This window comes from Motilimonas sp. 1_MG-2023 (assembly GCF_030547455.1).
In the GTDB taxonomy this organism is placed as follows: domain Bacteria; phylum Pseudomonadota; class Gammaproteobacteria; order Enterobacterales; family CBDFNC01; genus Motilimonas.
This window is the reverse complement of record NZ_JAUOPX010000019.1, coordinates 39,012-63,793: the sequence shown is the minus strand read 5'-3', so window position 1 is coordinate 63,793 and position 24,782 is coordinate 39,012. Positions and strand designations below refer to the sequence as shown.

At 49.7% G+C, this 24,782-nt stretch carries 2 protein-coding genes; both read right to left on the bottom strand.

What is annotated here, in order from left to right:
- Positions 1-10 precede the first annotated feature (10 nt).
- Positions 11-22,609, bottom strand: a complete 22,599-nt coding sequence (locus tag Q4519_RS11750) for an SDR family NAD(P)-dependent oxidoreductase (protein ID WP_303512429.1) — start codon at positions 22,607-22,609, stop codon at positions 11-13.
- Positions 22,609-24,777 (bottom strand): carbamoyltransferase C-terminal domain-containing protein, encoded by a 2,169-nt coding sequence (locus Q4519_RS11745; protein WP_303512427.1) that lies wholly within the window; start codon positions 24,775-24,777, stop codon positions 22,609-22,611. The genes Q4519_RS11750 and Q4519_RS11745 overlap by 1 nt, the downstream gene beginning before the upstream one ends.
- Between the last annotated feature and the right edge of the window lie 5 nt (positions 24,778-24,782).

The following is a 24,782-nucleotide window of genomic DNA, read 5'->3' as shown; positions in this document are numbered from 1 at the left end:
TACCGGATATTTAAAGTACTTCTGCGGTGCTATCAGCAAGGACAACACTGCTTTGCGCCGTGTCGGGATTATCTCCCACAATCGCTTCTAATTTATCGATTTTTAATAAGCTTAATTGCCACAGGGCCGAATTTAACAGTTGTTCTAATGCCAACATACCTTCGTCCGTTTCTATCGAGCCAATGCCGAAGGCTTCCATCCTTTCTCTGTATGATTGATCAGCAACAACTCCGACATTCCCCCAGTACCCCCAATTCATCACTTTTACCGGGCATTGGCAAAGCTGTCCCATGCGAGCGGCAAACGCATCGCTGAATGTGCAGCCCGCTGCATAATTGCTTTGCCCAGGCGCTTTGAAAAAGCTTATCAGGGAAGAAAAATAGAGAATAAAGTCGAGTGACTCGCGCCTAAAGACCTGTGCCATGCGCACACTGGTATCCACCTTAGCGCTCAGGCTTGCCTTAAAGCGCTCTTCGCTCATATTAGCCACACTGCTGTCATCCAGAACGATGGCGCTGTGCAACAGCCCATGTATGGCTCCAAAGCGGCTGCGTATTTTATCGTAAGCCTGACTCAGCGATCCCAGATCAGAAGCATCGGCTTGCAGATAAGTCGGGGCTGGGCCAAATGCTCTCAAACGGTCAATACGAGATTGAATGACATCATCCATGGGGCGGCGACCAAGCCACACGATGCGGGCTTGATGATCACGTATTAACGTCTCACTCCATGCTTCTCCAAGACCTCCCGCACCGCCAATGACAACGTACACGCCACCTTCACGATAGGGTTTAGCCTCAACTATTGTTTCCGGCGCCTGCACCGGCAACATTTTTTGCTGATGCCATTGTCCCTGGCGAAACGCCCAGGCATTACCTGCAGGGTCAAAAGGTAATGTCAGTCCTTTTGCCAGCGTTTCCTCTGCAGGGTTTAGCGGTAAATCCAACAGACGAACAGACCAATGAGACAGCTCTTTTGCGACGGAGCCGATAAACCCGTGTACGCCGGCATGTGCCGGGTAGTGTATATCGGAGCTATCCTCCATATTCAAGCCAAACAGACTGCTGACATCTTCGTCTTGCATCGAAAGCTGTGCAGACGGAGACAGGATCGCTTGTGTTTGCCAGGTGATTACACTGAGAGAAATTGGACGTGTATCAAATCCTAATGACAACAGTGCTTTAACCAGCCTGAATCCAGTCAGCACTCCGTCATCCTGAGCCTCGATCAACCCATCCAAATCAACTTCCTGAGTGATGTCTTGCGGTAAGACCCAAATAAGGTGATTCAGGTTTTCATTGGAATCAAGACACCGGGTGATTTCATCAATCCCTGCGCCGCTCTCCAGTGCAACAGATTGCGCTCCGGACATCCCCGTTAATTGGCTGAGTACGTGTTGACTGACCTTGTGACTATGAATTATCAGGGTGTCTGCGTTAGCTAGCATTTGCTCAATACCCGGTATGTGGGTCGCTGCCGACCAGGTGGGCAGCAACAATTCCGGCTTGAACTTGTCCTGTCCACTGGCGTTCGCGCGACAGCTAAGGCCTTGCAAGGCTACACACACACGGCCCTGATCATCAGACACGGTGATATCAAGCTTTTGCACTGTATCTCCGGGCTGACTGCCGGAGCTGTAACTCACTCTGGCGTACGCTACATGAGGAATACGCTCATTGACTTGTAAAGAGTCCAGGCTAAATGGCAGCAAGGCGTTATTCACCGATGCCTTTTCGTTATCGGCCATCGCCAGGCCAAATGAAGCTTGCAACGCACTATCCAGCAGCGCCGGATGCAGTCCGTAGGCTTCGTGGGCCTGCATTAACTCCGTCGGCAATTGCAGCTTTGCCAGCACCTCAGGACCACTGCGATCGACAACACTTACCCGCAGGTCAGCGATACCGCGGTGACCCGAACCGTATTCCAGCCCTGCGTTAGCAAAGGCCTGATAAACTTGCTCCGGCTCGAGTGTTTTTTCGTCAATTCCTGTCCACGCAGACAGATCCAAGTCGGGCAACTCTTCAGCCGCATTCAGGCGGGCCTTGCCCTGACTGTAAACGTATTCTTCTCCCGTTTCGTCCACGCTGTAAATCTCGTACTCCAGCGCTTCGTCACTCTCAGGTAACACCCGTATATGCACTGATAGTGTTTCATTAGTTAATACTACCGGGCATAACCACACCACATCACTCAACTGCACATCCATCGCTTCGGACTCGGTCAAACCAAATGCTCTGGCGCTGGCTTCCCGCGCCATTTCCATATGCGCCGCACCCGGCAGGGTTTTTACACCCTGCACACGGTGATCCCGCAGGAAAAACTCGCTGCCGGTAAAGGTCGCACTGAAAGTTGTGCCAAATACCGTAGAGGTGTTTTCATGCACTAAAGGGTGCAGCCGGGACTTTGTCTCTGATGTCGCAGTTACAGTTGATGTCGCGCGATCGAACCAATGGCGTTCCCGGGCAAAGGGATAAGTCGGCAAGCTTATACGTCGGCGCAGAGAGCCACTATATAACTCTTCCCAGTTAACGGACACTCCCTGAACCCAGAGAGACAGTAGCTTGTCGACCTTGCCCCGCGCCAACCATTTGGTTATCGCTTCCTGCAGCTCTTCATCTCCTTTGAATATGGCCAGGGCCTCTTTATTCCTGGTCGAACCGCGCAGCCAAGCTTCGCCCGCTTCTGGATTTTCAACATATTGCCTGAGCCTAGCAATCAACTCAGCATGGCTATCTACCGTGGTACTAATGCGTTCTTCCATCGCTTCCCGGCCAACCTGCAGGGTGTAAGCAATATCATCTAATGCCAAAAGATCACCTTGCTGAGTTTCCAGGTAATGTAACAGATGCTTCGCCTGATCGATCAGCTGTGCCTCTCTGCGTGCCGACAGCACAATCACTGCCGTTCCGGAAGCATCTGCCTCCGCTCCTGAGTTCTCGTCTACGTATTCCTCAATGATCACATGGGCGTTGGCGCCACCTGCACCAAAGCTGGAAATACCGGCAATCCGTGGCAGGGTCTGTACACATCCGTCTATGGTGCGAGTGGGCTGAGGCCACGGAGCCAAAGTTCGCTGCACCTGAAACGGTATATTGTCGAAATCTATCGCTGGGTTGAGGGAGTCGGCATGCAAACTAGGTACAAGCTGCTTATGTTTCATTTGCAGAAGCACCTTGGTGACCGCCGCGACTCCGGCTGCACTTTCACAGTGACCAATATTGGATTTTACTGAACCGATGGCACAGACGTGTGCCGACGTATCAGCGAAACCGGCACGCTCAAAGGCTTTAGTCAGACCGGCGATCTCAATCGGATCACCCAGGGCTGTACCCGTACCATGCGCTTCAATATAGCTAAGCTCTTCCGGCTTCACCTGTGCTTCTTTCAGCGCTTCAACGATCACCTCGCTCTGGGCTTTGGGATTGGGCACCGAATAGCCATGGGTTTTACCACCATGATTAATCGCGGAGCCTCTTATCAACCCATAGATATGGTCGTTATCGCGAATTGCCGCCTCTGCAGGTTTCAGTATGAGAGCGCCCACGCCCTCTCCCGGAACGTAGCCGTCACCAGCTTCGCCAAAACTTTCACATCGACCTGTGCTGGAGGCGAAATTACCCTGGCTCAGGGCCAGGTATTTGTTTGGATGAATAGTAACGTTAACACCACCGGCAATAGCAACATCGCAACGCTGGTTTCTCATTGCCTCACATGCCAAATGAATCGCCGTCAACGAAGAGGAACACATGGTGTCCACCGCCATGCTCGGGCCACGGAAATTACAAAAATACGAGATGCGGTTGGCAATAGAAGCAGGGTTTCCAGTGAGCGCAACATTTTGCCCCATAGCCTGCGCCTGAGCGCCGTAGAGTTGATACTCTTCGTACATCACCCCAACAAATACACCGACGTTACCAGTCTGGTTACCTTCAACCGACGGCAATTGAGCAAGGCTTTCGCGGGTGTAACCCGCATCTTCGATAGCCGAAAACGCACATTGCAAAAAAAGCCTTTCCTGCGGATCAATGTAACCAGCTTCGCGAGGAGAGATATTGAAGAACAAGGGGTCGAACTGATCGACACCATCAATAAATCCACCCCACTTGCTGTAACTGGTTCCCTGACGATTTTTGTCGGGATCAAAATAAACGCTGTGATCCCAACGCTCAGCAGGGATTTCTGTCACACAGTCCTTACCGGCACGTAAGTTATCCCAAAACTCCGTTAAGTCACCCGCCTGCGGATATCGCCCGTTGATACCAATGATGGCAACAGCACCCGGCTCCATCGACTCCCGACCCAGACCAGAAACAGGAGCAGGACGACGACGCAGCGCACGCCCTGGCCTGGCTGTCGGCTCCTGAGCCACCGGCAAGCCCCTAGTATTCTCGGTCGTTTTCGCTTTAGCCTTAACGACGGCTGCGCCTGCACCAAGTACCTGGTGCAACCGCTCAGGGTACTGTTCAATAAAGTATTCACTCAGCGCTCGCACTGTCTGCACTTCAAAAAACAGTGTCTTCGCCAGGGGACCAAAGGCCTTTTCCAGATGGCTGGTTAGCTGCATCGCCATCACCGAGTCCATGCCGTACAGCTCCATGGATGCATCTTCATCCAGTCGCGACAGTGGCAGCTTTAACGCCGATGACAGTTGCGCTTTAAAGTACGCAAGGGCTTTTTCCTGCAAGTCGCCACCTTTCAACTCAGAGGCAATCAACTCACCTTGCTGCTCTTCAGCTTCTGTCTCAGGCTCCGCCAGACCTGCCTGCATTAATAACAGACGGACAATCGCTTCCTTCTCGCCCGCCGACACCAGTACCTGTTCCGCTGTGCTCTCGATACACGCTTTAAACGCGTTAATCCCTGCTTCCCGGCCCAAAGGTGCTAATCCTAACTGACGTAAATTCTCCAGCACTGACGGGGTGACTTGCATGCCTCCGTCCGACCACAATGGCCAGTCAATGGCGAGGGTTTTACCCTGCCGCTCACCGCGCCCAACCCGGCGGTTACGACAGGCCGCAAACGCGTCCAAAAACCCGTTGGCCGCCGCGTAGTCAGTCTGACCTGCATTGCCCAGAACCCCGGCAAGAGAGCCAAAACAGACAAAATATTCCAAAGCAAGATGCTGACTCGCCCGGTCCAGATTCACCGCGCCCGATACTTTAGGCGCAAACACCCGGTCCAGCTCCGCTGCCGTTTTCTTCAGTACAAAGTTATCTTCGAGAACGCCTGCACTGTGAATAATTCCCGTCAGTGTGCCGTAACCTTGCTCAATGTGTGCGATAAGGCCGCGGACCGCGCCCGCATCCCCGATGTCCACCGACTGATAATCGACGTTGACCGTTCCCAGGGCCGCCAGCCTCTGCGCCACGTCATCATCGAGAGAAGGACGACGACCGACGAGCACCACCGTTGCTCCCGTGGTATGCGCAGCAATCGCTTCGGCGAAAATCAGTCCCAGGCCGCCAGCGCCACCTGTGATGAGATACACGCCGCCATCACGCCATGGCGCCGGTGTCTGAGCCGCCGCTTCATCGGCTTCCCGCCACACCCTGATCTGGCGTTCACCGTCCACGTAGCGCACTTCCTGTGTCTGGCTGTTCGCCGCATTCTGCTGTATCCAGGCCGCCAGCGTTTCGGCGTCTACCCTGTCAGCCACCTGCAAGCATTGAGTCTGCAGCATGGGGGTTTCCTGGCTCGCCGACTTCAGCAAGCCTGACAGGCCTTCCAGGTAATGGCTGGTTTCGTCGTCCGTCTGCTGGATCACCAACTGCACCAGCACCGGCCCTGTTGGCCGCGCTTCCAGCCGCGCACGCACTGCATTGAACAGCTGCAAAGCGCTTTCCCGATAATGGGTGTCCTGAGTGTGAGAGGTCGGATTGACCACCCCCAGAACATCACAGTGCACTGACTTCGGCAATGCACGCACTAATGCCCCTTGCTCCCCTGCGCTAACCGCGCCGGCCAATAAGACATAGTGCTCGCCTGCTGCGACCTCTTTAGCGCCTTTTGCCAGCTCTGCCGCTTCCCACACCGGACTCAGACATGTCACCCTTTGTTCTGCCGATCCACGACTGAAGTTTCGGGAACTGAAACCTTTCAACGCCACGCATACATTGCCCTGATCATCACACACGGTGACATCGAGTTTTTGAACGGCATCACCAGGCTTACTGCCGGCGCTGTAAGCTACTCTGGCGTACGCCACAGCAGGAATACGCCCCTGCATCTGCAGGGTTCCCAGGCTAAAGGGCAACAACAGCTCTTCCGATGCCTTTGCATCATCAGCCATCGCCAGGCCCAGGGAGGCCTGTAAGGCACTGTCTAACAATGCCGGGTGCAGTCCATAGGCTTCATGGGTTCCTGTCAGCTCCGCCGACAATTGCAGCTCTGCCAGCACTTCCGGGACGCCGCCTTCAGTGATGGCGACTCGCAGACCTGTGATGCCGCGGTGGCCTGAGCCATATTCCAAACCGGCATCCTCAAAGGCCTCATAAATCTTTTCCGGCGCCAGGGTTTTACTGTTCATGCCGCCCCATGCCGACAGCTCCAGCGCTGGCAATGCTTCAACAGCGTTCAAACGCGCCTTGCCCTGGCTGTAAACAGTTTCTTCTCCGCTGTCGTCCAGGCTGTAAATCTCGTATTCCAGCGCCTGCTCGCTTTCAGGCAGCACGCGTATGTGCAGCGCTAATGCCTCATCGGTCATGACCACGGGACGCAACCACACCACGTCGCTCAACTGCACAGTCATCGCTTCCGACTCATCCAAACCGAAAGCCCTCGCAATGGCTTCCCGGGCCATTTCCAGATGGGCCGCCCCCGGCAGTGTTTTGACGCCCTGAACACGGTGGTCCCGCAGGAAAAACTCACTGCCGGTAAAGGTCGCACTGAAATCGGTATCGAATACCGTGGAGGTGTTGTCGTGCACCAGGGGGTGCAGCCTGGACTTTGTCTCAGGTGTTAAGCTGGCGCGCTCGAGCCAGTAACGTTCGCGGGCAAAAGGATAAGTCGGCAAACTCACGCGTCGGGGGCGAGCATCGCCATACAACTTCTCCCAGTCGACAGACATACCCTGAACCCATTGCTCCGCAAGTTTGTCGAGCTGTTCTCTGGTAACTGACCACGCCTCAGGTGTAACCACAACTTCAGCATTAACATCACCACTTACGCTACCCCGGCACCATTCACCAAACTCGGAAGTTTCACCGCACAGGGCAAGGAGTTTTTCCCGCAAGCTTTCAAGTGATGTAACCACAGTCGCAAGTCGCTCACTCATAGGATCCCGACCTGTTTGCAAGGTATAGGCAATGGCTTCCAGATCACCCTCACCTCGGTGTGCAATATCAGCCGACAAACTTTTCGCCTGCTCCAGCAATTGTCCTTCGGATTTGGCTGAAAGCGGGATGATGACAGTGCGTTTACCTGAAGGCAGCTGCTGTCCCTGATCTGGAGAAGAAGCGAGCACCATATGTGCATTCGTACCACTAAATCCAAAGGAACTGACCGCAGCAAGGCGCTTGCCCTGAGCATTTAGTGGCCAGTCTTTTAGCTCGTTATTGACATAAACCGGACTGTTGGAAAAATCTATATGCTGATTTTCTTTCATGAACTTAATGCTTGGTGGGATCATTGCGTGTTGGAAAGACAACAGAACTTTAATGATGCTGAGCACACCTGCGGCTGCGCCTGTGTGTCCTATATTGGCTTTAACCGAGCCTATGGCACAAAAACTTTTCTTGTTGGTAAATTGAGAAAAGCTGTCAGTAAGTGCGTGGATCTCAACAGGATCACCCAACTTAGTCGCCGTACCATGAGCTTCGATATACTGAATATCTTCTACGGAAATGTCGTTTGCTCGATACACACTTTCCTGTAAACGACTTTGGGAAAGGAAACTGGGAACGGTCAGGCCTGATGTTTTACCGTCCTGGTTAGTGCTACTACCACAAATGACACCATAAATGTGATCGCCAGCTGCAACAGCATCTTCTGTGCGTTTGAGGATGAGCACCCCAGCACCGTCTCCCACAACAATGCCATCAGCATCGTTGTCAAAGGGCCGACAATCGCCAGTGGGAGATAACATATTGGCTGCGTCCATGGCGGCAAACGCCTGAGGGCCTGTGTAGATGCCAATCCCACCCGCAATACAGATATCCACTTCACCAGCCTGCAGTTTTTTGCTGGCAATATCTACTGCTACGAGACCCGACGAACAGGCTGTATTAACTGTTAATGCAGGCCCTTTAAGATCCAGAAAATAAGCAATCCGCCCCGCTAAGATACTGTTTTCATGCCCCAGCATGCCAAAGTGGTTCAAATTGCCCAATATGGACTCACCATCCATGACGCCAATGATTGTGCCAACACGATCATTGGCCAGGGAAGAGGGCGCATAGCCAGCATCCTCAATGGCCCGGTATGCTTGCTCCAGGATCACCCGTTGATTAACTTCCATTGACTCCGCTTCTTTGGGAGAAATGTTGAAAAACAACGGGTCAAACTCGTCGATCGACGCCATCGCGCCATAGCGGAACGGTTTATCGCTACCCCGGTGGACAGACAGAAATTCCAGCCACTCGAGGTCCTTGACAGAAGATACATTGTCTTTGCCATTTGCGAGCGTATCCCAATAGTCACGACTGTTTGCAATCCCCGCAGCCCGGCAGGATAGACCTACAATCGCAACCGCACCGTCGTTCGAGACAGGCGCAGGTGCAGCTGAAGATCGGATTTCACGGGGTAAATCATCAGCTAAACTTTGAGCCGCGAAGTCCTCTTCAGGAGAGACGACAGCGGCTTCAAACGACTTTTTTCTTGAGTGTTCTCTCGGCTGGTTTCTCTCTACATAGCCGCTGAGCGACACTAAATCATTGAACTCAAACACCACGCTGGTCGGCAGGCGCATGTCGTACTCGCCATTGATCGCTTCTACCAATGCCACTGCATTAAGAGAGTCAACGCCCATAGCACTGAAGGGAGTGGCATCACTCAGTTCGTTCAGCTCAAACTTCAAAGTCCGCGCAAATATTTCTTTCAAACACTGCAGAGTAGACTTTTTTGTGACTGTAATAACGGGTGCAGTACTCACGGGGGCATGGTTTGCTTCGCTAGGCTTATTTTTATCAATGTAGGCGCTGAGTGATGCCAGGTCATTGAACTCAAACACCACACTGGTCGGCAGGCGCATCTCATACTCGCCATTGATAGCTTCTACCAATGCCACTGCATTAAGAGAGTCAACGCCCATAGCACTGAAGGGAGTGGTGTCACTCAGTTCGTTCAGTTCAAACTTTAAGGTCCGCGCAAATATTTCTTTCAAACACTGCAGAGTAGACTTTTTTGTGACTGTAATCACGGGTGCAGTACTCACGGGTGCATGGTTTGCTTCGCCAGGCTTATTTTTATCAATGTAGGCGCTCAGTGATGCCAAATCATTGAACTCAAACACCACACTGGTCGGCAGGCGCATCTCATACTCGCGATTGATCCCTTCAATCAGGGACACTGCATTGAGAGAGTCGACTCCCATAGCACTGAATGGGATACTATCTTTAAGTTCATTCAGCTCAAACTTTAACGTTTGTGCAAAAAGTTCTTTTAATCGCTCTTTGGTCGGCGTTTTGAATACTTCGGTGTCTACAGATGCATTTCGGTGTTCCTGATCACCAGGAGCGTGCTTCACGAAGTTTTCTGTCAGCGGTTGCTTTTCACCCGCCACCACTGCGACGTTGGACTGTTCGCTTTCAAGCACGTGATAAAACGCCGCCAAACCAGAAGTCGTAGTCAGTGGCTCAATCCCGAAACTCTGCGTCATTTGTCGTTGAAGACGCTCATCAAAGCTCATCCCACCTTCTGCCCAATATGGCCAGGCGATTGACACTGTTCGCCCGCGACGCTGCTGTGACATCACCAAACCGTGACGATATTGTGCGTAAGCGTCGAGAAAACCGTTGGCAGCGGCGTAATCGGCCTGGCCTGGATTTCCGTGAGTACCAGAGATGGAGGAAAATAGAACAAATAAGTCCAGTGCCATATCAGCACTCGCTTTATCGAGGTTCTCGACACCCGCTACTTTGGGCTGTAAAACCTGACGGCTCTCATTAACCGTTTTATTGACAATAAAATTGTCGAGGATCACACCGGCACTATGAATAATAGCCTGGAATCCGCCATATACGTTCCTTACCCAATCAAACAATCCATCCACCCCAACGGCATCTGCAACATCGAGCTGACGATAGATCACAGTTGCACCCGTATTGGTATTTAACTGCTGAAGCGCATCCAGTTGCGCTTGTCGCGTCTGGTTAAGTGGCGAACGCCCCGTTAATATCAGGACAGCATTGGAACACTGGGTGATAATTTCTCTGGCGAAAATCTGCCCCAGGCCACCAAGCCCCCCGGTGATCAGATATACCCCACCTTTTCTCCATGGGCTGCTTTTCGTGTTAAGTGCGGCCTTGTGTTCCAGGAAAGCAAGTTCCTGCATTTCTTTAGTCTGTCTTTTACTTCCGGCATAACGCACCAGATCATCGCTACAACCACCACGCCTTTCGCTTTCCAGATAAGCCCGCAGCTGAGAGCCCTCAGTAAAGCGCTCAACCACCAGCATTTGCGTCAGTAAGTTGGGTTTTTCCAAACGCGCCGTTTTCAGCAACCCGGCAAGACCAGAAAATACTTCAGCCACAGGCTCTTCAGGCACGACAAGTTGAATAACGATGTCATTGTGGCGCTTTTCCTCGATCAATTGTTTAAACCAGGAAAGTAAGGATTCAACAGCGCGCTGATAACAAACATTCAGGCTTTCACCTGGATATCTGTCCAATCGGATACATTCACCCGGCAACTGATAAGCGACGGCTCTGCTGGCGTCAGAGTCCCATCCACACAGCACAGTAAAGAATTGACTATCTCCAGCAAGATGGGTTGGATTGACAATGGAACGCTCTTGCCAAACCGGATTTAACAGCAGCGTGCCCTTCGATTCCCCCTGTACCTCCAAAACCTGGTCAGCCTGTACCGTGGTAGGGTAAGGAATGTGGCCTACTTTTAACATTTCGTCTAAAGCATGCGAATAAGGCGTTTTTGCTCTAATTCGCTGCCTGTTGGTGGCTTCTAACTGTTGGCGATCAAGACCAGGATTTTTCACCAATTTCATCAGGACATAACTGATAAACCCATTTTCCAGCGCAATAGATTGGTTGGCGTAATTTTTTAGTGTATCTCGCGCAACCTGAGGAACATTGGCCGTGTTGCGATCCAGGTCAGGATCGTAAAGGAAGTTAGCAATTTCCTGAGAAACATCGATCATTTCATCGATAAGCAAATTGTGCGTTGAAAGCAGCTCCACCCAATCGTCCTCAGTCGGAATGGTAATTTCGACAGAGGGATCAACAATTTGTCCACGTAGATTGGCGATGTAATCCATCAGCAACACTCTGCCTGAAGAACTCAAAGACGTGGAGATACTGTTAAACAAATTGTTTTTATTTCTGATATGAAAACTGACTTCAATGCCCAGGATAAGATCATTGTTGACAAGAAAAGCGTCATGTCCGCTATCCCTGTGTTCAATGCGAGCTCGCTCACTCAATCCCATTTGGGCGATTCTTCGGTTGCCCACTTCGGCCTGAGCTTTAGTGATGGTATAACCGCAAGTTTCGACGTTAGGGAAAGCCTTCGCTATTTGAATCACGTCTGTACCGTTACCGCAACCAAAGTCGAAGACTCTTTGAATTCGATTAAAGTTCTCTTTACAGAACAGTACTTGCCTCAACTCGCGCATTTTATCTTGCGCCATCAACCCAAATTCAGGCACGGCTTCCGGAGTGAGAAATAACTTACTCATTGAAAAGCCTGGTATCTTTTCCGCAAAGGGGGCGAAGGTGAGATAGTCTTCCTTGAATTCGTCCGATGCCTTTACGGCATTCAGGGTATAAAACTCCTCGGCCTTATTTATGAACTGGTATTCTTCTTTGGCTTGTGATGGAGACACATGTACCTCTGCTTCGATTTTTTCGATTATTTCGATTTTTTTTGTTGTTTCAGTTGTTTCGTTCACTTGTTTCGATTCCGTAGCCTGCCCAGCCTCCGAAACCCAACAACGGCGCCGGGCAAAGGGATAGGTAGGCAAGCTTATACTTTGAGGTTTCTCAGCAAACAGCATTTGCAAAGGCAATGCATAACCCTGGCAATACAGGTCAGCAAGTGAGAGAAGATTTTCCCTGACACTTCTCTCTGATTGATTACCACTGCGAACCGCTTGCAGCAAAGTATGGGCATATTCTTCGAGGGCTGGCTGCGTCTTGAATCCTCTGTTAACTTCGCCGAAAAGCAGGTTGCTTGCCTGACCGCTATTACCATATTGATCCAGCGTTGCTATTGCCTCCTGGGCATCATCGATAACCAGTGCCAAACGGTGATCAAAATGATGTCTGCCGGTGGATAGCGTATGACTGATCCGATTGAGCATCTGTGGTGAGATCGTTTGCTCTTTTAAAAACTTACCCAGGTTTTTAATTTGGCTATCCAGAGCTGTTTGTGATTTCGCAGAAAGAACAAGCAGGTACGATCCTGGCAAGGAAGACACTTGCACAGGCACGCGATCATAACTACTCACGACAACGTGGGCATTAGTACCGCTCATACCAAAAGCACTTACAGCACCAAAACGTGGCCTGCCCTTCTGTTGAGGCCAAACTTTATTGCCTTTGTTCACGTAAAACGGGCTAGCCTCCCAATCGATATAATCACTATCCTGTTCACAATTCAGGCTGGCAGGGATAGTTTCGTGTTGTAACGCCTGCACTAGCCCTATCATGCTGACAATGCCAGATGCAGCAAAGGTATGACCGAGGTTGGTTTTACTTGAGGTAATGGCACAATAGCCAGTGCGTGAAACTGAGCCATTGGCTGCTTGCCTAAACGCATCGGTCAGGGCATTGATTTCAACCGGATCTCCCAGCCGGGTACCAGTACCATGGGTGACAACATAATCAATCTTTTCAGCGTCTATACCATAGCGTTTATAAACGTCTGTGATGAGTTTTGTCTGTGCCACACCACTTGGCGCTGTAATGCCATTCGTCTTGCCGTCGTAGTTAACACCACTACCACGAATTACCGCACGGATATTGTCGCGATCCGCTTCGGCATCAGAAAGACGCTTCAATACTAATACTGCGATGGCTTCGCCAGGTACTAAACCATTAGCCCGGCAGTCAAAAGCATAAGTTTTGCCATCATTGGATAACATGCCTGACTGAGCCATACCGACAAAGTTTTTGTGTGTCAGTAGTAAATTCACCCCTGCGGCCAGCGCGGTATCGCACTCCTGATTACGCAAACTCACGCAAGCTTGATGAAGCGCTACCAGACCAGATGAACAAGCCGTGTTGATTGTCAGCACGGGGCCATCCAGATTTAACAGGTAACTCAAGCGCGCGGCTAACATCGCTTCATGATTAGAAGTCACGTTTCCACTGTGCACACCTGATACTTGTGCGTAGTCGCCCTGTTCTGCACCAGCATAGACGCCAATGCGATTAACTCCTACTGCCGATTCGCCATAACCTGCGTCTTCTAAAGCTCGCCAAGATTCCTGTAGCAACAGGCGTTGGCGCGGATCCATATTTTCTGCATCAAGAGGTGATATATCGAAAAATAACGGATCGAATTCTTCTACGCCGGGAGCTATGCCACACCACTTCCCATTGGTCTTGCTATGGTCTGCATCCGGAGTCCCGAATTGTTCACGCCAGTCAAAGCGTTCTGTAGGAATTTCCGTTACAGCACTTTCACCATTGAACAACAGTTGCCACAGCTCGTCGACTGTACGCGAGTTGGGGAAACGGCCGCTCATGCCAACAATGGCTATGGCATCGCCTGGGATCTCTGCATGGGAACCATCCCCTCCAGCAGCTTTTCTGTCAGCTTCATTTCCGGATGTATTTTGTGTGGAGGAATAGGATGTTGAACCTGTGTTCTCAACTACCTCCGTCGCTGAATTGTCTTCTTTGTCCTGATAAAAGCGCTCAATATGACTGCCATGTTGCTGCATAAAATAATCCACTAACTGACGAAGTGTGACATGGTTGTAAAACACTGTGGGGGTTATCGATACTCCGAAGTGGTTGGTTAGATTCGCTGCGAATCTGGTCAACGTCATCGAATCAAAGCCATAGTTGACCAGTATTTCTTCAGCATCCAAACGCTCCACTGGCGTTTCCAAAAGCTGACTCACCTGCTGCTTTAATTCCCGCTCCACACATTCTGCTGCGGTCAAACCGTTACGACCATTTTTCTGGCGTAAACCTGGACCAGGCCTAGTCAAAGGCGATGTCGAGCCTAGTGCTAATGTCGATCCTGGTTTTTGTAAGGAGTTTTCCGAACCCTCTTTGGCTCGTAAAAAACGTTCAATGCGAGACCGCTGCCCGAGCAAAACAATGTGTTGAACACGAACCTCATGCAATGTATTTTCAAAGACAGACAGACCTTGCTGATTGGGCAATGCCTCCAGACCACTGCTACGTAAATACATTTCCCGCTCTTCGTCCCGCTGAAAACCCATTCCCCCATGCAGCCATAGTGGCCAGTTAATGACGATAGATTTTCCAGGCAACTCACCCCGTTCTACGCACTGTTGGCGATACTTGCCGTAGGCTGTCTGAAAACGGTTGGCGATAGCGTAATCACATACGCCAAAGTCTCCCAATACCGCAGCAGTAGACGAGAAGTAACAAATGAAATCGAGCGGCTCCGAGGACAACAAGGTGTCGAGCGCTAACGTTCCGGACACTTTGGGGCTCATCACTTTGGCAAAATCTTCGGCGCCTTTTTCCAGTGCGCTGGTGTCACTAATCAGACCCGCAGCGTGGATAACACCTCTTATTTCACCAAGCTCTGCTTTTAGTTCAGCTAAGCCTGCTTGCATCTTTTGCTTGTCATTGAGATCCGCGCGCAAATAGGCCACTTTGCTGCCACTCTTATTGAGTGTCTCGAGTTTCTGACGCTGTCTTTCCGTTAGTTCACTGCGACCAGTGAGGATCAGGTTGGCCTGATAGTCAGATACCAGATGTTCGGCGAATAGCAGTCCCAGGGCCCCACAGCCACCAGTAATCAGATAGGTAGCCCCCGTTTTAAGTGGCACCTCTTCTGACGCTTCATGTGTGGGGAGCTCTCGGATCTCAGTCGCATAGCGTTTACCGTTTTTGTACCAAGCGTTTTCACTATTGCCCGAGGTCAGCTCCCGGCAGAGGTTTGCTACCCACTGTGACGGAAGTTGTGCTCCCGGATCAGCTTCCATCACGACACTGATTTGTGTTCCCGGCAACACCGCTGTCAATGAGCGCTCGTAAGCAATCATAGAGTCTAGGGTGCATTGTTCGACCGCCGTTTTGTACTGCCCGGCAAGCACTACCTGGTGCAGCGGGAAATCCGATTCTTTGATGGCACGAAATAGTGCAACAGGGCCTTCATGGGTAGCATCAGGATTTCCAGTCAAAGAGACGTTATAGATAAGCGCATCAACTTGCCCGAAATCGGCCTGGACGTCCTGAAGCAGTCTTTGCAGCTGTCGATAGTCATTAGGAAAAACGGTATACGATGTAACGTCGTTCTTATCGTAGGCGCTACCAGGTTGAATATGCACCAGCTGCGTTTGTGCCGGCAAAAATTGAGAGGCAGCTTCAAGGAGCGTGTGACTGTCTTCCGCAGAGAAGAAGCAAACCACATTAGCGCGTTCTGCCAGCGACATTTCTGTCTTGACGTAGTCAAAACTGCGCTCAACCCAAACTTCCTCAAAACGCATCAGTTCAGCAGTTTCTTCGCACTTTTCTGATCTGACCTGATCTCCAATCCAATAACGCTCAGACGCAAAGGGGTACGTCGGCAAACTGATCTTTTGCGGTTTTCCGTTACGCCAGAGTTTTTTCCATGAAACAGGTACTCCCTCAACCCACAGACCCTGAACTTTTTCAAGGTCGCGCTCATCAAGCCAGGTCTCCATTGCCGCAGCTATTCCCTTCTCGTGCTCGCGGCCTTCTTTGACTCGCCCAGTGCAATATTTATGAGCCGCCTCACGCCGTAAATAGAGCGCAAGCACTTCCACCAATGCGCCCGTATTACTAACCTCGGCGCTCCATCGAAAAGCTAAGGGTTCCCGGCCTGCTTGCAGGGTGTAGGCGATGCTGGAAAGCGTCACATCATCGCTTTCGCCTTTTTCCTTTACGAACTGCAATAATTGTTCTGCTCTGTCGCGGAGCTGATCTTCGCTTTTAGCCGACAATACAATCAGATGCGAATCAGAAACGTCCGCAACCGGATTGTCAGATTGAGTATATTCTTCTAACACAACGTGGGAGTTAACACCGCAAAACCCAAACGAGCTGACGCCAGCGCGTCGGGGGAGTGTATTGCCTTGTTCATCAGTCAAGGCCTGCCATTCCCTGGCTTCAGACAGCAAGAAGAATGGGCTATCCTGGAGTTCGATATACGGATTGACCTCTTCAGCGTGCAGACTTTTAACCAAAGTTTTATGTTTAAACTGCAGCAGAACTTTAATCACTCCCGCCACTCCTGCGGCCATTTCGGTGTGACCAATATTGGTTTTGACCGATCCTAAGCCGCATTTGTGAGGGGCATTGATTGTTGCAGATGATTTGCTGTAAAGATGTTTAAAAGCCATTTTAAGGCCGTTCACCTCAATGGGGTCACCGAGCTCGGTTCCGGTACCGTGAGCTTCAACATAGGTGACTGTGCGAATATCTACGTTGGCTTTTTTGTAGGCCGCTTCTATGACCCTGGCCTGCGACCCTGGGTTTGGCGCAGAGAAATCCTTAGCGCGACCACCATGGTTTTCAGCACTACCACGTATCAAACCATAAATCCGGTCACCATCTGCTTCTGCCTGAGCTAACCTCTTCAGCAGAAGCATGCCAACACCTTCGCTGCGGACAAATCCGTTTGCCGAACTGGAAAACGTTTTACAACGACCGTCTTCGCACAGCATGCCCTCTTTCGCCCAACTAATATGCTTGGTAGACGTGCTTATTGTCTGCACACCGCCCGCGATGACCATGTCACACTCACCGCTCTGAATGGCAGACACACCACGATGTATTGCAACTAGTGAGCTTGAGCAGGTTGTTTCAATAGGCATGCTGGGGCCATGCAAGTCAAGAAAATAGCTGATCCGAGCGACACCAAATGAAACTGGAACAGGTGCGAGTGATTCGTTTCTCTCTTCGCAATGGCGGGCGATAAGCTCGTCATACCCCTGGTTTCCAGCGGTGCCCACATAAATACCCGTATTACTGCCCGCTAACTGACTGGCATCAATACCTGCATCTTCAACAGCAGCATAAGCGCACTTCATTAGCATACGATGCTGGGGATCCAGGGTCAACGCTGCTTTCGGTGATATGTTGAAAAAGAATGGATCGAACTCTTCTATTCCTTCAATAAAACCACCCCATTTAGCATTAGTGGTTTTTCTCTCCAAAGATGGCTGCCCGTATATGGCTTGCCAATCCCAACGAGATGCTGGAATTTCGGTAATACAATCTCTGGCTTGAAGTAAATTCTGCCAATATTCATCGAGGTTTTGTGCTTTAGGAAAACAGCCTGCCATGCCGACAATTGCGACGGGCTCTGGATTACTATTGTGATTGCTGCTGTTGATCGTGTCTGTTGGCAACTTTTGGTTGCTTAACGACCTGGCAACATGCGCTGTTTCAGCTCCTGCTGTCGCACCAACTGTTGCATCTGTAAAGTCACCATATCCCGTGTTTTCAGGCTGCTTTATATCGCTATTGGGTACTTGTACAGGTTGATATCGGGCATAAAACGATTGACCATGGTTGGCCAAAAGGTAGTCTGCAGTGCTGGCAACCGTCGGGCACTCATAAAATAAAGTTGGCATGAGGTTCAAATCGAACCTGGCATTGAACGCATTGCAAAGCTTAGTCAATGATATGGAATCGAACCCATATTGCCCAAACTCGGTGTGAGCGCTGATTCTATTCTTATCAATGTTAGACTCTTCAGCTAGCAGCTCAATCAATTCTCGTTCCAGGCTCTGGTTTAGCATGCCAGGAGCAGAGGGCTCCTCCCCTGTCGAAACCGATTTGGTTACTTTCAAAGCTGTGGGCTTTATGCTTGCGCTCTGGCCGGCCGAACCATCTGCTAATGAGTAGAAACGTTCAATTTTTTTAACGTTGCCCGCAACAACCATAACCCGTTCATACGAGCTAAACCAGGCGTCATAAAAAGCTTGTATGCCCTTTTGCGTTTCAAGAGCAATAAAGCCCATGTTGTTGTGCATCAGTTTTTCATAGGCGTCATCAATCTTCATTCCGCCCTCTTTCCACAGCGGCCAGTTGATGGCCAGGCTTCGTCCGTGTCTGAGGCCTTCGTCGGCCAGAATGTTTCGGGCAGCGATATAGTGATCCATAAATGCGTTTGCCGCGGAATAATCAGTCTGCCCCGCATTACCTAATACGGCCATAGAGGAAAACGCGACAAAAAATTCCAAAGGTAAGCGCTGGCAAGCTTCATCGAGATTAACGAGTCCGGACACCTTCGGTTGCAAAACTTCGCGTATCTCGGTGGTGGGTTTTCTCGCGATATAGTTATCTCTGATGATCCCAGCGATATGAACCACACCATTAAGGGTATCGTGTCTGGTCAGGATTTCATTCACTAACGCATCGACAGCGGCTCTGTCAGCGACATCTGCCTGGATATAGGACACAGTTGCCCCTGTTGCTCTTAGCTCTTCAATTTGCAATTTCTTTTGCTCGTCGAGAGCACTTCGACCCGTCAGGATAAGCGTGACCTGGCGGGCTTTTCTGGCAATCTCATAAGCGAAAATCAGCCCCAATCCCCCTGAACCTCCCGTTAACAGGTAAACGCCGTGGTCTCGCCACGGAAGCGATGTGATGTCACCGGGTTGATCGAAGGTTTTTTGTTGCGACCAGCGAGTGTAATTTATCGTCTGGTTCTTATCGCCCTGAAAGTAGATTTCTGTTTGAGCAGGTGTGCATGACGCGGCATCCAGTTTAGTCATCATGCTATCCCGTCCGTCTTCTATATCAATCGATATAAGCTGGCCGGTAAGCTGCGATGCTTCCTGATGCGCGGATCGCAATAATCCGGCCAGGCCACGCATACCCCATTTACTAAGTTCACTAGGTATGACCAGTTGGATTAGAATGGTGCAGTTCGAAGAGTCTTTTGAATACAGCTGTGCCTGAAGCTCCCGAATAATTTCAAATACGGCTATCGTAACCTGCTCATATCCGTCGGCTTGATTTTCTTTAGAACTTGCAACAAGGTGATAAAACACACCATCGTGGTTCGTTTTTGGCTCCGGAACGAATTTTTCAGGAACATCACAGAGGATAATATGGCGCTCAGAAAATTTAATTTCTTCATTGATTGCCGACGTTGTACTTTCATTCCTCGTAGCGCCAAACAGTACGACATCACTTGCTTCCCTGGTTGGTTCAAAAGTGCTTTGAATCGCGGATTGTTCAGCAAAATCATCACCCACTTCTCTGGCAGAAAAGCCATGCATTTGAACACAGACTTCACCATTAACGTCGAGCAAGTCGTAGTTCAGTTTTTGCCCGCCATTAGAAGCAGCGAAGCCATCCGCCGGACTGACCACTACCCACATTTCCGGCTTACAGGGTTGATGGATAACTAAATTTTCCAGCGCGAATGGCAAAAATTGTTTGCCGTCGGTCGCAGGCATGTTTTCATCAGATTTCAACCACAATCCCATACTGGCCTGCAATGCAGAATCCATCATACTCGGGTGTAAACAGTATTCGCCTGTTACCGTTTTCGGCACTTCAATTTTGGCTAAAACTTTATTCTGGCCTATTCGCAAGGCTTTAACGCCCTGGTGTCCAGGACCCAGGTTAAATCCAAGTTTATCGAGGATCGGGTATAGAGCCTCTGACTCCACACTATTGGAGGAGGTTTCAGCCAAAAGTCGCATAAGTGAAAATGTCGGCGCTTGTTGCTGAAGTGCCGGTACAGCTAACCCCTGACAATGCAGTTGAACTGTCTTATCAGATAGCTCTCTGTAGATTTCAAACTCAATTTTGGTGTTTTCAAACTCATTGCTTAGGTTTTGCCAGTCGCCAATCTTATTTAACTTGATGACGATTTGATTCTGATTTTCATTGAAAACAAACGGCTGTAACCACACAACATTTTTTAATGCTATGCGGTAATTTTTATCCACAGGCGCACCGTCTAACGCCAGCTCAGCGGCTGCTCTGGCGAGCTCCAGATAAACCACTCCCGGCAGCGTTTTCCTTCCCTTAATACGATGATCTTCAAAGAAAAATTCGTTGCCCGTAAATGTTGTCGAATAACGGTGGGAGTGCAAAGAGGAAATATTTTTGTGAACCAACGAGTGGAGGATATCACGACCTGCTAGTCGTGCATTCTGATCACTTTGCCCACCAGAGGGCATCTTAATCGCGTCTTTAGCAAAGGCATATGTTGGTAAGCTGACACGCTTAAGTTTAGATCCACTTTCCCGGTGAAGTCCTTGCCAATCAATGTTTCCGCCCTCAACCCAAAGCTTCATTAACTGGTTAACTTTGCCCTGTTTAAACCACTCACTCGTAACTCTTGCCAGTTCATCGTCATTTTCGAACAGTTCCTGGTGCTCGCCAGACCACCGCTTATGTTCAGATTTTGCTATGCTACTGTAGACATTAGACAAATCTTTTTTGCCTTCTAACAGCGCCGTCAATGTTGACCTAAGCTCTTCAAACGAGCCAGCGACTACACCCCATCTGATGGGCATCTGATCACGCCCGACCTGAAGCGTATAAGCAAACTCGTCAAGTTTTATCCGGAGCGATTCTTTTCCAACATCAGGTCTTGCAATGATCTCTGTGTCGATAAAGCGGATAAGTTTTTCCACATATTCTATTAACTGTGGCTCTTCCTTTGCCGACAATGGAATCGCTACAGGTTTAATATCCCGAGAAACTTCTGCATGCTGGGCAGGCGTTCTATGCTCCTCAATAACCAGATGAGCATTGACGCCAGTAGCACCAAAAGAGTTAATTACCGCAGTGCGAGGTCGCTTCCCTTTGTCTTCCCATTTCTCCGCTTCAGTGTTGACAAAGAAAGGGCTCTCTTTTATATCGATATAGGGATTAATTTGTTTGAAATTGCCGTTTGCCGGAATCAATTTGTGCTTCAACGACAACAGTATCTTGATCAGACTTGCAGTACCTGCGCCGAAAAAGGCATGACCAATATTCGTTTTTAAAGAGCCTAAGGCACAATAGTTTTTGCGATCTGTAAATTGCCTAAACGATTCAGTCAGTGCATGGGCTTCTATTTTGTCCCCTAATGCCGTTCCCGTACCATGCGCTTCTACCACATCGATATCTTCAGGGTTGATGTGATATTTTTTGTAGACATTGGTCTGCAATTGAGTTTGTGACTGGGAGCTCGGAGCGGTCAAACCATTGGTGCTTCCGTCTTGATTGACTCCCCAGCCCCTGATCACCCCGTATATGTGGTCGTTCTCTTTTAATGCTGACTCTAGGGGCTTAAGGACAACCGCGCCTATGGCTTCCCCAAGAACGGTGCCATTGGCACGTTCATCAAAAGTGAAACATTGGCCATCGGGAGACAGTAACAAGGACTGACTCGACGTCACTAACATACCTGGGGTGCAATAGATACCACCGCCACCGGCTATCGCAACGTTGCAGTTCCCCAAAACCAGACTGTCACAGGCATGAGCGATGGCAGTCAGTGTCGATGAACAGGCAGTATCAACACTCAAAGCCGGCCCCACCAAATTCAAAAGGTAAGAGAGACGCGCTGCTGGGAAGGAATCAGTAGGTGAAAAATAGAGTTTATCACTCTGCCGAAGCGCAGCCGAGTAATCGCCCTTAGCACAAGCAAACACACCCCAGGGTTGGCCGCTTATGCCTGACGCTGCGTAGCCCGCGTCCTCGATAGCTCGCCAGGCTTCCTGCAGAAAGATCCGCTCGCTCGGATCCATCGTCTCTGCTTCCCTGGGAGACATGGAAAAAAACAGCGGATCGAATTTATCTATATCTTGAAGAAATGCGCCTTTCTTTGTATAGGTTTTACCAGGAGTTTGTGGTTTGGGATCATAAAACTCTTCAATGTTCCAACCACGTTCACCAGGATAATCTGTGATGCTATTTTTTATCGCCATGAGATTATCCCAAAACTCATTGACATCTTCAGCATCGGGAAATCGCCCGGACATCCCAATAATGGCGATAGCAGCATCAGCATTTTCTAAGCGCCCTGTGTTGTCATCAGCAGTATCAGGGTTGATAACGGCCTTCGGCTTGCTATTGTCTGCGCCTGTTTTGTCAGGAGTGGGAGATCTGCCTTCGCGATCAATGGCCTCAAAGCGGATTTTCGCTTCAGCTTTGTCAATCCGCTTATTAATGAGATCATCTATGATTTTTTTCTTTTTTTGTTCGCTGGAATCATCTTCTGATCCTGCGGGAGCAACTTCCTTTGTTGTCGTTTTATTTGCCTTTAACTTCGAAAGTGATACTGTAAATTTTTCTCTAAAGCTATTCATTACTGCTTCCCACCACTCCAGTAGATCTGCGCCAATTCCTGAATCCTTGAATCGAACTTCTGAACGCCTTCTTTAGCCCAAACCATGTAAACGTTGCCTTCATCTGACACCATAAAAATGGCATCCAGCCCAGCCGCACGGTTAAAAATCTCTAATGCTTGCTCAGGAGTCTGCACAATTGGGCTGCCGACATTTAGGGAGGTATTAATCGAGACTTCTACACCGTTATATTTTCCCAGATGCTTGAGATAAGCGTGGACTAAGGCATTGTTTTCGGGCCGAACAATTTGAACCCGGCTCGTTCCATCATGGTGGACAACTGCTGGAATAACAGATCGAGCTTCTTCACGAGCCGAAGCTGTCAACACCATATAATCATATGCATTGAAATTGGCGCTCCTGGCTCCGCTGGAAAGCTCAAACCATTTGTCCGCCTCTTCGAGCGTTACCATAGGTGCAAGAGGCCTGATCTTCTCCCGCAACTTAACCCGGCTATTAAGAGCTTCTAACATCTCCGTATTACATGGATTGGACAAAATACTTCGATGACCTAATGCTCGAGGTCCTGTCTCTGCTGCTCCCTGGAAAATACCAATGACACCATTTTGAGAAACAACAAATGCCATCCAATCGGCAATTTCACTCATCCTGCCTTCATCATTTAAATTACCGAGTTCGTCGAAACAAACATGATCGGCTGAGGCCAGAGCACTTTCTATCTGTTTAGAAACCGGCGGCAATCCACATAGAAATGGTGTCGGCAACTTCCCATCAGGCACCACACCATTTCTCATCGCAAAACTATAAGGGGCACCGACGACAACGCCCTGGTCAGATGGTACAGGTGGCACCCAAATATTCAGGCGCGTTCTTTCTCCTGTGAGACGACGGTAGTAATCTTCATCGAAACTATCCAGTAACCGCATATTGGCCACGCAGTTCAGCGCGGTTCCACCACATAAAACCAACTGGTCGCTTTTGGTTGTTTGGATCTGATGGGAAATGATATGGAACAAGGCATCTTCAAACGCCATTTGCACAGCCGCGGCAGTATCGACTCGCTGCTGGGTAACCTTTGAATGCGTTACGTTATCGACATTCAGTACAGCATCGGGATTCCATAGCTCTTCAATATCCAGGAAAGGGCCCGCAACATCCTGGAGCATGGCATAGGCATTATCTGTCATGGCACTGTTGACGAACACGTCGCCATCATTACCAAAGTAGAAATACTGCCTTAAACGTTTATAGTAGGGGTTAGTCAGGCGATTGTTGTCTCCCCACGCCGCCGCTCCCATGTAACGCCCTTCCGAGCTCAACGCTGTCCAACCGCCCCAGAAAGTGGAACACAGCATATAAAATACGCCGAGGGAATTTTCACGAGGGATCCGCTTGACCACATCAATGTCGAAACCATTAGCAAGATAAAGTGAGCTGGAACTCGTATCCCCTGCACCGTCGATACAGCTTATCATGGTGTGCCTGCCATCCTCTCGACAGAAAGGAGAAACACCATAAGCAAAATACGCATGATTGTCATGGTGAGATAATTGGATACAAGGTATGTCGGTATCGAGCTCTAAATCCGACACTAACTGCTTAACCGCAGAAACAACGCCAGGCGAATGAGTATAGAAGTTTTTCCGCTTCGTTCCTGATGCTGCATTTTTGTCATCAAATACCGGAGTGGCTCCTTCAGATATATGAGAAAAGAACGGGTTTCGCACCAGTTTCCCGTTCAATAACAACATCTTTTGCCCGTACTTTTCTTCCTCTGCCGAATTCCACGCATAACAAATGCTGAAAATATCTTTGGCACTTTTGCCAAGTTTTAACAGTAGCGCTTTCGTTGCTTCCACGCTGTACTGCGGATATCCGGAAAAATGCTTGATCGCGGTGTAACGCTCTTCTTCATTGTTGGCTAAAATTTTAATTCCATCTTTAGCCGACGCCTGGATAAGGGATATACCGGCATTATGGCCGATATTCAGTCCCAGTAGATAAATTTCCTCACCAGCGTCTATTTTTTCTCTAAAGCGCTTACTAACAACTTCAGCCTCTAACGAGCCAAAAAGGAAGATACCATTCTGGCGTAAAAATTCCGTATTATCTGGCAGTTTATCGTCATATTGGTTTTCTTTGTAATATGACCCAAATATATTTTCCATCGTTA